This window comes from Rhodovulum viride, assembly GCF_003265965.1.
GTDB lineage: Bacteria > Pseudomonadota > Alphaproteobacteria > Rhodobacterales > Rhodobacteraceae > Rhodovulum > Rhodovulum kholense.
In genome coordinates this window covers 34,669-49,018 of sequence record NZ_MUAV01000008.1, presented here as the reverse complement: position 1 = coordinate 49,018, position 14,350 = coordinate 34,669, and the positions used below count along the sequence as shown (strand labels likewise).

Sequence of the window (14,350 nt, the reverse complement as noted above, 5' to 3'; positions counted from 1 at the left end):
ACAGGACGCCCCGCCTCTGCTACCATGAGCCAGCGGAAGACGGGCTTTCGGTGGGGAGGGTGCGGTGCGCGTCGCTTTGTTCGGCGGAAGCTTCGATCCGGTTCACGAGGGGCATCTGGCGGCAGCGGTGCTGGCCCGGCAGGCACTTGACCTAGACCGCGTCATCCTGATCCCCGCAGGCTCGACCGCCACGCGGCCCGGCCCCAAGGCGCAGGCCGTCGCCTCGGCGGCGCATCGGCTTGCGATGCTGCGGCTGCTGTGCGAGGGCCGTCCGTGGCTTGAGGTCAGCGATGCCGAATGCCGCCCTGGCGCCTCGCCCTTTGCCGTCGATACCCTGGCGCTGTTTCACAGGACGCTTCCGGCGGGCACTGACATCGTTCTGCTGGTCGGCAGCGACAAGCTGGCGCTGTTGCCGCGCTGGCACGGGATCGACGCGATCCGGGCCTCTGCGCGCATCTTGGCGCTGGACCGGCCCGGTCATCCGCTCGACGCGGCGCCGCCCTGGGTCGAGCGGCTTGGCGGACCCTTGCCCGACCTCTCGTCGACCCAGATCCGTGCGCGTCTGGCGGCGGGCGGGCCGCTTGACGGGCTCTGCCCCTCGGCGGTGATCTCTTATCTGATGACAGAGCAGCCCTATGCCCGGCCCGGCCCCGCAGCCCGCCTTGCCTGAGCGGCTTAGCGCCGTGCTGGCAGGACTGCCATTGCGGGCGGTGGCCTGCAGCGGCGGCATCGACAGCCTGCTTCTGGCCACGCTTGCCCATCGGCAGGCGCCCAAAGCCACGCGTATCGTGCATGCCGTCAGCCCCGCCGTACCCGCCGCCGCCACCGCCCGGGTCCGCGCACAGGCCGGGGCCGAGGGCTGGGCGCTGGATCTGGTCGATGCGGGCGAGTTTTCCGATCCCGACTATCTGGCCAACCCGGTCGACCGCTGTTTCTTCTGCAAGCAGCGGCTTTATTCCACCTTGCGGCAGGTGACGGCCGCCGTCGACGGGCCGGTCGCGATCCTTTCGGGCACCAATGCCGACGATCTGGGCGAGTATCGCCCAGGCCTTCGCGCCGCCGAGGCGCTGGGGGTGCGGCACCCCTATGTCGAGGCGGGGATCGACAAGGCGGGCATCCGCGGCATGGCGCGTGCGCTGGGGCTTTCCTTCGCCGATCTGCCCGCCTCGCCCTGTCTTGCCAGCCGACTGTACACCGGGCTTGCGGTCACGCCCGAACGGCTGCGCGCGGTCGAGCGGGCCGAGGACCGGCTGCGGGCCGAAACGGGGCTTTCGGTGCTGCGCTGCCGCCGCCGGGGGGATCTGATGCTGATCGAGGTCGAGGCGGGCGAGGGCGCGCGGATCGGTCCCGGGCTGATCGCCTGTGTTGCCGCCGAGGCTCGCGCCATCGACCCGGGCATCCGTGAGCTGAGGCTCGATCCGCGGCCCTATGCGCCGGGCCGGGCGTTTCGTGGGGCGCGATGAGGGTGCGGCTCGATCACGACCGGCCGCGCCGGATCGGCCAGCCCGAGGCGATCCTCTGCGAGGGCAAGGCGCTGGCCGATCTCGACGCGATCCTCGGGGCGCTGCCGGGCCGGCCCACGCTTCTGACCCGGCTGGCGCCCGAGCGTCATGCCGCGCTGGCCGCCCCGCCCAAGGATTACGACCCGGCCTCGCGCACCGCCATCGTCAATGGCTGTCTGCCTGCGCGGACGGGCAGGGTGCGGGTGGTGACGGCGGGCACCGGCGATCTGCCGGTGGCGCTGGAGGCGCTGCGCACGCTCCGCTTCGGCGGGCTCTCGCCGGACCTGATCGCCGATATCGGCGTGGCCGGGCTCTGGCGGCTGGAGGAACAGATCGAGAGCATCCGCGACAGCGATGCGGTGATCGTGGTTGCGGGCATGGACGGGGCGCTGGTGTCGGTGATCGGCGGGCTGGTCGGCGTGCCGGTGATCGGGGTGCCCACGTCGGTCGGCTATGGCGCGGCAGAGGGCGGGCGCACGGCGCTGAACGCGATGCTGGCCAGCTGCGCCCAGGGGGTGCTGGTGTGCAATATCGACAACGGCTTCGGCGCGGCCTCGGCGGTGCTTCGGATCCTTGAGGCACGGGCGCGGTGAGCGGGGTTCTGGTGATCCGGACGCCTTCGGGGCTGAGCGGCGACATGCTGCTGGCGGGGCTGGCGGTGATGGCGGGTCAGGCGGCCGATATCGGCTCGGTTCTGGCCGCGACCGGCCTGCCGCTGCCGCAAGGCGCGGTCGAGATCCGGCCGCATGCCTTGCAGGGCATCTCGGGCTGGCAGGCGCGCGTCCGGCTGCCGCATGAACATGCCCATCGCCATCTGGGCGACATCCTGGCGCTGATCGAGGCGAGCCGTCTCGCGACCCCGGCGAAGGCGGTCGCGGCGCGGGCCTTCACGCTTCTGGCCGAGGCCGAGGGGGCGGTTCATGGCTGCCCGCCCGGGAAGATCGCGTTCCACGAGGTCGGCGCGCTCGATTCGATCCTCGACACCTGCCTCGCGGCCGAGCTTCTGGTCCGGATCGCGCCCGACCGGCTGGTCTGCAGCCCGCTGCCGCTGTGCGACGGGACGGTCCGCTGTGCCCATGGCCTGTTGCCGACGCCCGCGCCTGCGGTGCAGGAGCTTCTGCGCGGGGTGCCGGTCTGCGGCCTTGCCTCGACCGGCGAGACCGTGACCCCGACCGCCATCGCCTTCCTGCGCGCAGCCGGTTTCGTCTTCGGCGACTGGCCCGAAATGGTGATTCGACAGACCGCCCGGATCTATGGCGGGCGGGTGCTGCCGGGGGTGCCGAACGGCGCGCTTTTCGCGCTGGGCGATGCGGTCCCGGCCCCCGCGAAACACCGGCCGCACGATCCCGCCGGGCCCGACAGCGAGTCATCTTGACTTAGCGTCAAGTGCCACGCATAATAATGAAATTAAAGGCAATTTGTTTCTGTCCTCTGCGTTTGCCGAGCCTGGCAGTGCGTGCCGAGTGGCGTTTGTTCCCGAAAGTCATTGACCCCGAGGTGTGCGATGCCCGTGACCGTCACGACTGCGCCCGCGTCCGCAGGCGAAAGCCACAAGACCCCCTCTGCCGCGCCGCTTTCCCTGACAGACTACCTGATGCCGATCGAGGTGCATGTCTTTGCCCGCGACGGCCAGCACTATGCTTTCGACTGCCGGTCCTATGCGATCTTCAAGCTCGACCGGGGGGCGGCGCTGGTTCTGGATCGTGCGGCGCGCATGAGCCTTGCCGAAATCGTCGAGGATCTGGCGGGCGAGGTGCCCGAGGCTGAGATCCGCGCCCATTACCTGCGCTTCCTCGAGATGCTGGTGGCGGGCGAGTTGTCCTGCGAGCCGGTGCCGAGGCCCGGCCGGCCGCCCTTCAAGAACCTCGTCCTGATGCTGGCGGGGGGCTGCAACATGGGGTGCAGCTACTGCTTCGAGAAGGACGTGCCGATCTACCAGAAGCCCAATGTCATGACCCGCGAGCGGGCCGACGAGGTTCTGGACTGGTTCTTCCGCCATCAGGAAGGGCCGAAGGCGCATGTGCAGCTTTACGGCGGCGAGCCGCTGCTGAACTGGGAGGTGCTGACCCATGTCGTCGAGCGGATCGACGCCTGGGCCGCGCGCGAGGGCAAGGACCTGAGCAAGTACCTGATCACCAATGGCACGCTCCTGAACGAAGAGAGGGTGGGCTTTCTGGTCGATCATGGGGTGACGGTGCAGGTCAGCGTCGATGGCGACCGCCGCACCCATGACCGGTTCCGGACCTTCAAGAACGGTCGTCCGACCATGCCCGCGATCCTGCCCAATATCAAAAGGCTGGCCGAGAAGGGAGCCGATTTCAACCTGCGCGCGGTGCTGACCCGGGCCAACAAGGACCCCGATGCCGTGACCCGCGGGCTGAGCGCGCTGGGCGGCGAGAGGGTCTCGTTCGAGGTGGTGGCGACCGACGCCCGCGAGGCGCAGTTCGACGAGGCCGACTGGGAAGAATTCCTGGCCCATTACGACCGCTATCTTGGCCGCGCCTTCGAGACCTGGACCGGCCTGCCCGACGAAATGAAGGGCACGATCCTCAAGATCCTGCGCCAGCAGCGCGTGGTCTATGGCTGCGGCGCGGGCGTGTCCGAGGTGACGGTGGCGCCCGATGGCAACATCTACGAATGCCAGCGGATCTATCGCGATCCCTATTCCAACATCGCCGAGAACAGGGGGCCGACCGAGCTTGACAGCCGCTTCCTGACCATGGTCGACGACCGCCCGGTCTGTCGGGATTGCTGGGCGCGGTATCTTTGCGGCGGCGGCTGCCTGCATCAGTCGCAGACCGGGCACGGTTCGGACGACCCGCTGCCGCAATATTGCCGGATGAAACATGCGCTGGTCGAGGCGGCCATCGTGCGGATCGACGAGATCCGCAGCGTCGCGGCCCGGGCCGTCGAGGCCTGAGGCCATGGCGCTGGCTCTCGACAGACGCCCGCTGGGCAAGACCGGGATCGAGGTCTCGGCGATGGGGATCGGGTCGAGCCCGTTCCGCCATGGGGCCGCGGCCGACTGGGTCGGGCTTCTGGAAGAGGCCTATGACTGCGGCATCACCTATTACGACACCGCCCGCAGCTACGTGAACGGCGAGGCGGTGATCGCCCATCTGCCGCCCAGCGTGCGTGACGGGCTGATCATCGCCACCAAGACCGGCGCGCGGGGCGGGCCGCATTGCCTGCGCGATCTGCAGGCCTCGCTTCGGACCATGGGCCGGGACCATATCGACCTGTGGATGACGCACATGGTCGAGACCATGCGCGAGTATGAGCTTTGCACCGAACTGGGCGGGTTCTGCGATGTCGCGGTCGCGGCCCGGACGGCGGGTCTGGTGCGCGCCACCGGCGCCTCGTTCCATGCCCCGACCGAGGTCATCCTGCGCGCCATCGAGGAGCGCGCCTTCGATGTGGTGATGTTTCCCTTCAACGTGCTTGGCCGCGAGACGGTGTTCGGCGCGCCCATTTCCGACTATCGCGACCGGCTGTTGCCGGCGGCGCGCGCCAACGGCGTGGGCGTCGTGGTGATGAAGGTGCTGGCGGGCGGCGAGATGAAACATGGCGCTCCCCGGCTCGGGTTTCTGGCCGATCCCGCCACGGGGCAGGACACGCTGTCGGGGGCGATCCGCTATGCGCTGATGCAGCCCGGCATCGCGACCGCCGTGCTTGGCATCGCCAACCGGACCGAGCTGCGCCGGAACCTCGCCGCCGGGATCGGCGTCGGGCCGGACCCCGAGGCCTGCCGGACGCTCGAGGCCCGGGTGGCGGTGGCCTCTCCCGGCGAATGCACCCGTTGTGCCGCCTGTCTGGACGTCTGCCCCGAGGGGATCGAGATCCCCAAGGTGTTCCGCCTGCTCGATCAGGACCGCTTCTTCGGCATGACCGGGATCGCGCGGTTCAAATATGCCCGGATGCAGCCCGATGCCTCTGCCTGTGCGCGCTGCGGAAAATGCGCCGAGGTCTGCCCCGAGGATTTCGATATCGCCCGCCTGTTGCAGCTTGCGCATGTGCGGTTGACCCAAGCCACCCGTCCAGCCGGTTCCAGACAGACAGAGGAGGAAAATACGCATGGCTGACGAAGTCCAGGGCTTCAAGAAGGTGACTGCCGAGCAGTTGCCCGAGGAGCAGAAGAAGAAGCTCCGCAACGCGCTCCAGCAGGAGCTGGCGGAGGCGATGATCAAGACTATCCGCGCCGAGCCGCCCCAGGTGGATCTGAGCGAGATCGAAGTGATCCTCAAACCCGGGCAACGGATCGAGGAATGGGACGTGCTCGCCAGTTGCGGGACCTGCGGGACCTGCGGGACCTGTGGCACCTGCGGCACGTGCGGGACGGCGGCGCTGACCGACGACATTCCGATCAATATCGCCCGCGAGCTTGGAGTGCTGCTGCCCAAGCCGCAGGTCGATCTGTTGCGGCTCCATTCCGACATGGAGAAGATGAACTCGATGATCCTGACGCTGGCCAATCGCCGGCAGAAATAGCGGCGCGGATCAGTCGAATGAGGCGAGCGCCGCGTCCAGAACCGGATCGCGGCCCTCGCGCAGATCGAAGGCCCCGGGCGCGGTCTCGATGTCGGGGACCAGCCCCGCGCCCTCGATGGGCGCATCGGTGCCGGGCCGCGCATAGCGGGCCACGGGCACGAAGACCCCCAGAAGCGACCGCGGCAGGCGGAACTCGACCGGATCGCCCACGGCGCCGCCGCTTGGGCTGCCGACAAGAACCGTGCCGGGCAGGGCGGCAAGGGCTGCCACACAGATCTCGGCGGTCGAGGCGGTGCCCGCGTCGATCAGCAGCCGGAGCCGGGCGGGCTGGGGCGTGGCTGTGGGCGCGAGGATCAGATCCTCGAACCGCCCGAGCTGTCCGCCATAAGGGGCGGGATGGGCGTGACGCATCCAGACCAGCGGCGCGCCGGTCAGCTTTGCTGCCAGCATGCGGGCCTGTTCGTCGCGCCCGCCGCCATTGCCGCGCAGGTCGATCACCAGCCGGTCGCAGCCCGCAAGCCCGGCAAAGGCGGCGTCGAGCTGGCGCGCCATCTCGGCATCGCTGATCTGACCCGTCCGGTCGCGGCAGGCGAAGCTGCGCATCGCGATCAGCCCGGTCCGGTCGTCAATCCGCCGGGCGCGTACGGCAGGCGGCGGCGGGGCGGCGGGGTCCTGCACGCGCCAGTCGGGCGCAAACGTCAGATCGCGTCTGCGGGCATCGGTCAGGCTCAGGCGTCGGGGCAGGGGGGACTCGCCCGGCAGGCAGTCGCGGTGCGAGAGGCTTTGCAGGGCAAAAAGGTACCTCTGCCGGGGCGTCGAGCCGGGGCGCAGCCGGAGGGACGCCAGAACCTTTTCGGCCGGGACGCCGTCGATGGCGGTCAGGAGATCGCCGACAGAGGCCGCCCGATAGGCCGAAATCGCAGGATCGGCCCAGAGAAGCACCGGGCCCTCGGGGGTCGGGGCGAAAGCCAGACCCGACAGCCAGGCGGTCTCTGCCCCCATCACGCTGGGGGCCAGTCTCAGGTGACAATCGCCCAGCGCCCAAAGCCCGTCGCGAAGCGCCCGCGCCCCGGCCCAGAGATCGCCTGCGGGGTCGACTGTGCGCAGGGCCGAAAAGACGGCCGCCGGGTTGGCTCCGTCAGAATCGGCATGACGGTCGCGGCCGGCCCACCAAAGTGTGATCGTCTCTTCGAGAAAACCCAGATCGGCCAGCCAGTCGGATCGCAGATAGGACACTTCCGGCCCCTCCTGCCCGAACGGCGTTCTCCCCATGATGCGGCGCCGGGTCGGTCCGGTCCAGCCGAAATGCTGTCATGGTTCTTTCGGTGCCGCCGGGGGGGCGGCAATTGCGAAAGGGGCGGTATTGTTGACAGGGCGGGGTGGGCGCGCGCCACTTGATCCGACTGGCCGGCGGCATCGGGCCGGACAGACCGAGCGCTCCGGCGCTGCGTGCGAAGAACCGATGATGCTGCGTCGTGCGCTGTTCCTGGCCGCCGCCCTTGCGCCCCTCGCCCCGCCTGCCGCCGCGCTCGACCCCCGCGAGGCGCTGGGTCGTACCGAGGCCTCCCGGTCCCTTGCGGCGCGCGCGCTTTTCGGGGCGATGGCCAACCGGGGCAGCGACGCCGCCCGCGCCGAACTGGCCCAGATCGCGCTGATCTTCGACCCCGAAGGCGATGCCGACACCCTGTCCGAGGCGATTTCGGGCTTGGTCTCGTCGGTGCATGGGCCAGACAGTCCAGCGCCGGTTTTGGCGTTTTACGAGCCCTTTGCCGATACCGCGCTGCCGGTCCGCTGGTCGGCCGGGGCCGAGACCAGCGAGGCGGTCGAGATGGTGCCGGGCGCGGTGTTGCTCGGCAAGCCGTCGCCCTTTGGCGGGCGCGCCGGATGGGAGGCCATGGGGCTGGCGGTGCCGCTGGCCATCGGGCTGAACGCGGCGCGGACGCTGGCCGCCGTCGGCCGGGGGTGGCACCCGGGGCCGAGGCGCCGGGCTGGGGCTGGGACTGGGGCGGCTATGACGAGGACAGTTCGGCGCGCTGGCGATGGCGGCAGCGATGCTCTGGACCCGGTCGCGGGCCGGCCGCGCCGCCCCCGGGCGGGGCGTTTCGGGTCCAGAAGGTCACGGCGCGCTTTTTCGCTCAGGACTCCTGCGGGTCGACCAGGGCCGATGTCGAGTTCTGGAATATCGGCGCGCGGGCGTCGTCCGGCTGTGATGCGGTCACCGTCCGGTTCGAGATGCACACCACCTGGCCGAAGGCCGAAACCGAGCATGTCACCGCGACCGGCACCTTCTCGGGCGGGCCGGACGGGACGATGCGGTTGATGGTTCCCGACGAGGGGCGCGTCGCCCGCACCCTGTCGGGCGGGCGGACGTTGACCTGTCAGGGCGTGGCGGCGACGTCGCCAATCCCGACGCCTTCACCAACTGGCCTGGCGGGCCCCCGGGTCCGGTCGCAACGGCCTCAGAAATCGAGGTTGGCAACGCTCAGCGCGTTCTGCTGGATGAAGTCGCGGCGCGGCTCGACCACGTCGCCCATCAGCTTGGTGAAGATGTCGTCGGCCTCGGCCACATCCTCGACCCGCACCTGCAGCAGCGTCCGCGCCTCGGGGTCGAGCGTGGTTTCCCAGAGCTGTTCGGGGTTCATCTCGCCAAGACCCTTGTAGCGTTGCAGCGACAGGCCCTTTTCGCCCTCGCTGAGAATCGCCTGCAGCAATTCGGAAGGCGCATGGATCGGCTGGTCGCGGTCCTTTCGCACCAGCTTGGCGGGACGTTCGTAGACCTCCTGCAGCTTGGCGGTGAAAGTCCCGAGCCGCGCGGCCTCGGCCGAGCGCAGCACCGCACCGTCCAGCACCCGCACCTCTTCGACGCCGCGAACGACGCGCGAGAAGCGCATGCCCTTGTCCTGGGTCGGGCGCCCCTGCCAGCCGCGTTCGTATTCCAGCGCGATCAGGTCGAGCCGCCGGGCCACCGCCTCGGCCGTGCCCTGCAGGTCGGCGTCGATCTGGCCGGGCCGGAAGGCCCCGGCGATGGCGGCCTGTTCGAGGATATGCGCGGGGTAATGGGTCGGGAAGGCCTGCAGGATGCGCCGAACCTGGCGGGCCTCTTCGATGACCCGGGCCAGATCGTTGCCGATCAGGTGCTGCCCGTCGCCCAGCTGCAGCACGGCGCCGTCGATCCCCATCTCGACAAGGTAATCCTCCAGCGCGGCCTGGTCTTTCAGATAGACCTCGGACTTGCCGCGGGCGACCTTGTAAAGCGGCGGCTGCGCGATGTAGAGGAAGCCCCCCTCGATCACCTGCGGCATCTGCCGGAAGAAGAAGGTCAACAGAAGCGTCCGGATATGCGCGCCGTCGACATCGGCGTCGGTCATGATGACGATCTTGTGGTAGCGCAGCTTCGAGATGTCGAACTCGTCCCGCCCGATCCCGGTGCCAAGCGCGGTGATCAGCGTGCCGATCTCCTGGCTCGACAGCATCCGGTCGAAGCGGGCGCGTTCCACGTTGAGGATCTTGCCCCGAAGCGGCAGCACCGCCTGATTGGCCCGGGCCCGGCCCTGCTTGGCCGAGCCGCCGGCGCTGTCACCCTCGACGAGGAAGATCTCGGACTTGGAGGGATCGCGTTCCTGGCAATCGGCCAGCTTGCCCGGAAGCGAGGCCACATCCATCGCCGTCTTGCGCCGGGTCAGCTCGCGGGCCTTGCGCGCCGCCTCGCGGGCCAGTGCCGCCTCGACGATCTTGCCGACGATGTTGCGGGCCTCCTGCGGGTGTTCCTCGAACCACTCGGCGAGCTTTTCGTTCACCAGGCTCTCGACCGCAGGGCGGACCTCGGAACTGACCAGCTTGTCCTTGGTCTGGCTGGAAAATTTCGGGTCGGGCACCTTCACTGACAGCACGCAGGTCAGCCCCTCGCGGGCATCGTCGCCGGTAAAGTTGACCTTCTCGCGCTTGGCGATGCCGCTGGACATCGCGTAATTGTTGATGCTGCGGGTCAGCGCCCCGCGGAAGCCCGCCATGTGGGTGCCGCCGTCGCGCTGGGGGATGTTGTTGGTGAAGGGCAGGACGGTTTCGTGATAACCGTCGTTCCACCACATCGCGACCTCGACCGCGATCCCGTCGCGTTCGCCGGTCATGAAGATCGGATCGGGCACCAGCGCGGTCTTGTGGCGGTCCAGATAGCGGACGAATTCGCGCACGCCGCCTTCGTAGAACAGCTCGGACCGCAGCGGCTCGGCGCCGCGCTCGTCCTCCAGCAGGATGCGGACGCCGGAATTGAGGAAGGCCAGTTCGCGCAGCCGGTTTTCGAGCGTCTTGAACGAATAGTCGCGGTTCGAGAAGGTGTCGGTCGAGGCCAGAAACCGGACCTCGGTGCCGGTGCGCCCGTCCGAGGGACCGACGACGCGCAGATGCTCGGCGGTATCGCCATGCTCGAACCGCGCGTAATGTTCGTGGCCTTCGCGCCAGATCCGCAGTTCCAGCCAGTCCGACAGCGCGTTCACGACCGAGACGCCGACGCCATGCAGCCCGCCCGAGACCTTGTAGGAGTTCTGGTCGAATTTGCCCCCGGCATGCAGCTGGGTCATGATGACCTCGGCCGCCGAGACGCCCTCTTCCTCATGGATGCCGACCGGAATGCCGCGGCCGTTATCGCTGACCGAGACGCTGGAATCGGCGTGAATCTTCACGGTCACCGCGTCGGCATGGCCGGCCAGAGCCTCGTCGATGCCGTTATCGACGACCTCATAGACCATGTGATGCAGGCCCGACCCGTCATCGGTGTCGCCGATATACATCCCGGGCCGTTTGCGTACCGCTTCCAGGCCCTTGAGAACCTTGATGGAATCGGCGCCATATTCTTCGGCAACCCGTGCGTTTTCGGCCATGTGCAAGATCCTCTGTTCGTCGCCGATCTTATACGGGGTCGTGGTGGGATTGTCACGCAAGAGCCACAATATTTGGTATCAGGCGAAGGGAATGACCAGCCCCACCGCGATCAGCATGCCGCCCGCGATCCGGTTGACCCGCCGCAGCGTCCGGGGCTCTTCCAGTAGCCGCCGCGCGCGGTCGATGAAAAGCGCAAGCGTCAGGTTTCCGAGAAACGGCACCAGCACCGAGATCGCCACGATGGCGGCAATGTCGGGGCCCCGCAGGCGGTCGATATCGAAGAAACCCGGCAGCACGCCCATGTAGAACAGGATCGCCTTCGGATTGCCGAGGATCGCGGCCATCCCCGCCAGAAAGCCCGCGATCCGGCCGGGCCGGGTCAGGCGGCTGTCGGCGGCGATGCCGCGCCCGGCCTGAAGGATCAGCATGAGCCCCATGGTCAGGAACAGTGCCGAGGCCAGAAGCCGCAGGATCGCCAGTAACCCTCCGAAGGCTGACACCGCCCAGCCCAGCCCGAAGATGGCAAGCGGCGGCCAAAGTGCGTCGCCCACCATCACGCCCGCCGCCAGCGGCCAGGCGGCGGCGAAACCGCCCGACAGCGCCCGCGCGGTCAGCGCCAGCCAGACCGGCCCCGGCGTCAGGAAAAGGATCAGCACCGCGCCCGCGTAAAGCGCCAGGTCGGCGGCGCTGGCGGTCATGATGCGGGCGGGGAAGGAGGCACGGTCAGCCGCCCCTTGGCATCGAGCGGCCAGAACGGGTTGTGCGCCAGCTCCCAGACATGCCCGTCGGGGTCGGCGAAATAGCCCGAATAGCCGCCCCAGAAGACTTCCTGGGGCGGTTTCATCGGCCGGGCCCCGGCCGAAAGCGCGGCCTCCCAGGCAGCATTGACCCCGGCGCGGTCGGGAAAGTTCTGCGCCAGCGTCATCGCCCCGGTGCCCAGCTCCGCCTCGGGGCGCCGCTGATCGGCAGCCAGCGCCGCCCGCCCGAAGAGCCCCAGCGCCATCCCGTCGAGCTGAAAGACCACGATCCCCGCTTCGGCCTCGGCGGGCCGCCATCCGAGCGCCTCGTAGAACGCGCGGGCGCGGTCAAGATCGTCCACGCCCAGCGTGATCAGGGTGATGCGCTGCGGGGTCACGGGCTGTCCCTCCTGTCGATCCGGCTGGTGCCGCCGGTTTCGGCCACCTCAAGATACTGCGCCCGGTCTCCCAGTTCGGAAAACAGGTCGGCCCCGGTGCCGGTCATCCAGGCCTGAGCCCCCAGGGCGCAGATTTCGTCGAAAAGTGCGGCCCGCCGACCGGCATCCAGATGCGCCGCCACCTCGTCCAACAACAAGAGCGGCGGCGCCCCGAAATCCTGCGCCAGCGCCCGCGCATTGGCAAGGATCAGGGCGATCAGCAACGCTTTCTGCTCGCCTGTCGAACAGTGCCGCGCCGCGACCCCCTTGGCGGTGAAGATCGCCTCGAGATCGGCGCGGTGCGGCCCGGCCAGCGTCCGCCCCGCCGCCATGTCGCGGCCCCGACCCGCGGCCAGCGCCCCGGCCAGGGCTTCGGGGTCTTCTGGGTCGGCGCCTTCGGGACCCGCCAGTGCCAGCGCCGCGGCGGGAAAGGCGGTTTCGGCCTCGGCCTGCGCGGCGTCGAGCCGGGCCAGCGCCGCCCGCCGGTTTGCACCCAGCACGGCCCCGGCGTCGGCCATCTGCGCTTCGAGCGCGCCGAACCAGTGGGGGTCGCGCACCTCGTCCTTCAGCAGGCGGTTGCGTTCGCGCATCGCCTTTTCATAGGCAAGCGCCGCCTCGGCATGGCCAGGTTCGAAACTCAGCGCGATCCGGTCCAGAAACCGCCGCCGCCCCTCGGCCCCCTCGATCCAGAGCCGATCCATCGACGGCACCAGCCACAAGACCCGCGCGATGCGTGCCAAGGCCACCTGCGCCGCCGCCTTGCCGTCGAGCCGCACCTGTCGCGTGCCGCCCGGTTCGGCCCAGGTCTCGATCTCGTGGATCGAAACAGGTCCGGCCAGCACCGCCCCGACCTTCCAGCCCAGCTGTCCCGGTGCCCGTGCCAGATCCTCGGCCCCGGCCCGGCGCAGGCCCCGGCCGGGCGACATCAGCGATACCGCTTCCAGAAGGTTGGTCTTGCCCGCCCCGTTCGCGCCGAAGACGGCGACCGGCCGCCCGTCAAGCGCAAGTCGCGCCCGCTCATGCGAGCGGAACTGCGAAAGGGTCAGCTCTGTCAGCGAGAGCCCGGGCACGGCTGGCCCTTCTTCTTGGCGAAAATACCCGCGCCGCAGGCCGCCCGGCGTCCGCCGGGCCCCGCATCGCTCACCGGGTCTCAGACCCGCATCGGCATCACGACATAGACCGCCGAGGCATCGTCACCCTCGCGCATCAGGGTCGGATCGCCGGACGAGTTGAACAGGAAGACGGCATTCTCGCGATCGACCTGACCGGCAATTTCCAGCAGGTATTTCGCGTTGAACCCGATCTCGAGCCGTTCGTCGCCATAGGCCACGGCCAGTTCTTCCTCGGCGGCGCCGCTGTCGGGCGAGGTGACCGACAGCGTCAGCCGGTCTTCTTCCAGCGCCAGCTTGACCGCGCGCGAGCGTTCGGAACTGACCGTCGCCACCCGGTCGACCGCCTGGGCGAATTCGGCCGCGTCGACCTCGAGCCGCCGGGCATTGTTCATCGGGATCACCCGCGAATAATCCGGGAAGGTGCCGTCGATGACCTTCGAGGTCAGGGTGATCTCGGGCGTGGCGAAGCGCACCTTGGTTTCGCTGACCGAGACCGCGATGTCGATGTCGTCATCGTCCAGCAGCTTGCGCAACTCGCCCACGGTCTTGCGCGGCACGATCACGCCGGGCATGGTCTCGGCCCCGTCGGGCAGGGCCGCGTCGATCCGTGCCAGCCTGTGGCCGTCGGTCGCGACGCAGCGTAGCGCCTGTCCGTCCTCGCCGGTCGCCACATGCATGTAGACGCCGTTCAGATAATAGCGCGTCTCTTCGGTCGAGATCGCGAATTTCGACTTGTCGAACAGCCGCCGCAGCACGGGGGCCTTGGCGGTAAAGTTCGAACTGTATTCCGACGAGGCCATCACCGGGAAATCTTCGCGCGGCAGCGTCGCCAGATTGAAATGCGACTTGCCGGCATTGACCGTCAGCCGCCCCGAGGCGCCGTCATCCGACAACTCGACCAGCGCGCCGTCGGGCAGCTTGCGGACGATTTCGTGCAGCGTGACGGCTGGCACGGTGGTCGCGCCCGCGCGTTCGACCGTCGCCGGGGCCTTGTCCACGACCTCGATATCGAGATCGGTGGCGCGGAAGCTGACGCTTGCCCCCTCGGCTTCGATCAGGACGTTGGCGAGGATCGGAATGGTGTTGCGCCGCTCGACCACCGATTGCGCCTGGCCCACCGCCTTGAGAAGTGTGCCGCGTTCGATGCTGAATTTCATGCCCCTCGCTCCTCTTGCGCCCGGGAGGCGAACCCTAAC

14 protein-coding genes are annotated in these 14,350 nt (G+C 69.0%); 7 read left to right on the top strand and 7 right to left on the bottom strand.

Annotation, left to right across the window (positions count from 1 at the left end; all coding sequences use genetic code 11):
• Positions 1 to 64: 64 nt before the first annotated feature.
• The 7 genes from nadD (at position 65) to BYZ73_RS22730 (ending at position 5,990) form a co-directional block, all read left to right on the top strand.
• Positions 65 to 670 (top strand): nicotinate (nicotinamide) nucleotide adenylyltransferase, encoded by a 606-nt coding sequence (nadD, locus tag BYZ73_RS08595; RefSeq protein ID WP_112315651.1) that lies wholly within the window; start codon positions 65 to 67, stop codon positions 668 to 670.
• Complete coding sequence (gene larE, locus BYZ73_RS08590; protein WP_220086813.1) at positions 663 to 1,463, top strand: ATP-dependent sacrificial sulfur transferase LarE; 801 nt, start codon at positions 663 to 665, stop codon at positions 1,461 to 1,463. Before nadD ends, larE begins: the two co-directional genes overlap by 8 nt.
• A complete protein-coding gene (larB, locus tag BYZ73_RS08585) occupies positions 1,460 to 2,095 on the top strand; it encodes a nickel pincer cofactor biosynthesis protein LarB (protein WP_112315649.1) in 636 nt (211 codons plus the stop codon). Before larE ends, larB begins: the two co-directional genes overlap by 4 nt.
• Positions 2,092 to 2,877: a nickel pincer cofactor biosynthesis protein LarC gene (larC, locus tag BYZ73_RS08580; RefSeq protein ID WP_112315648.1), complete on the top strand. Its 786-nt coding sequence runs from the start codon at positions 2,092 to 2,094 to the stop codon at positions 2,875 to 2,877. Before larB ends, larC begins: the two co-directional genes overlap by 4 nt.
• Before the next feature lie 135 nt (positions 2,878 to 3,012).
• Positions 3,013 to 4,422, top strand: a complete 1,410-nt coding sequence (locus BYZ73_RS08575; protein WP_146746276.1) for a radical SAM/SPASM domain-containing protein — start codon at positions 3,013 to 3,015, stop codon at positions 4,420 to 4,422.
• A gap of 4 nt (positions 4,423 to 4,426) precedes the next feature.
• Entirely contained in the window at positions 4,427 to 5,584 is a 1,158-nt protein-coding gene (locus BYZ73_RS08570; protein WP_181498003.1) for an aldo/keto reductase, read from the top strand.
• A complete protein-coding gene (locus BYZ73_RS22730; RefSeq protein WP_075784544.1) occupies positions 5,577 to 5,990 on the top strand; it encodes a hypothetical protein in 414 nt (137 codons plus the stop codon). The genes BYZ73_RS08570 and BYZ73_RS22730 overlap by 8 nt, the downstream gene beginning before the upstream one ends.
• Positions 5,991 to 5,999: 9 nt before the next feature.
• Here the strand turns inward: BYZ73_RS22730 and BYZ73_RS08565 are convergent, their stop codons facing one another.
• The 7 genes from BYZ73_RS08565 to dnaN all read right to left on the bottom strand — a co-directional run bounded on the left by BYZ73_RS08565 (position 6,000) and on the right by dnaN (position 14,311).
• On the bottom strand, positions 6,000 to 7,262 hold the full coding sequence (locus tag BYZ73_RS08565; RefSeq protein ID WP_112315645.1) for a S41 family peptidase: 1,263 nt from the start codon (positions 7,260 to 7,262) through the stop codon (positions 6,000 to 6,002).
• Between the two features lie 863 nt (positions 7,263 to 8,125).
• A complete protein-coding gene (locus tag BYZ73_RS22725) occupies positions 8,126 to 8,341 on the bottom strand; it encodes a hypothetical protein (protein ID WP_181498002.1) in 216 nt (71 codons plus the stop codon).
• A gap of 108 nt (positions 8,342 to 8,449) precedes the next feature.
• Complete coding sequence (gyrB, locus tag BYZ73_RS08560) at positions 8,450 to 10,867, bottom strand: DNA topoisomerase (ATP-hydrolyzing) subunit B (RefSeq protein ID WP_112315644.1); 2,418 nt, start codon at positions 10,865 to 10,867, stop codon at positions 8,450 to 8,452.
• 78 nt (positions 10,868 to 10,945) lie between these two features.
• The gene (locus BYZ73_RS08555; RefSeq protein WP_112315643.1) at positions 10,946 to 11,566 is read right to left on the bottom strand and encodes a LysE family translocator; all 621 of its coding nucleotides are present in this window, start codon (positions 11,564 to 11,566) and stop codon (positions 10,946 to 10,948) included.
• Entirely contained in the window at positions 11,563 to 12,003 is a 441-nt protein-coding gene (locus tag BYZ73_RS08550; RefSeq protein WP_112315642.1) for a VOC family protein, read from the bottom strand. The genes BYZ73_RS08555 and BYZ73_RS08550 overlap by 4 nt, the downstream gene beginning before the upstream one ends.
• A complete protein-coding gene (gene recF, locus BYZ73_RS08545; RefSeq protein WP_112315641.1) occupies positions 12,000 to 13,112 on the bottom strand; it encodes a DNA replication/repair protein RecF in 1,113 nt (370 codons plus the stop codon). The genes BYZ73_RS08550 and recF overlap by 4 nt, the downstream gene beginning before the upstream one ends.
• An 80-nt stretch (positions 13,113 to 13,192) precedes the next feature.
• Positions 13,193 to 14,311, bottom strand: a complete 1,119-nt coding sequence (gene dnaN, locus BYZ73_RS08540) for a DNA polymerase III subunit beta (protein WP_112315640.1) — start codon at positions 14,309 to 14,311, stop codon at positions 13,193 to 13,195.
• Between the last annotated feature and the right edge of the window lie 39 nt (positions 14,312 to 14,350).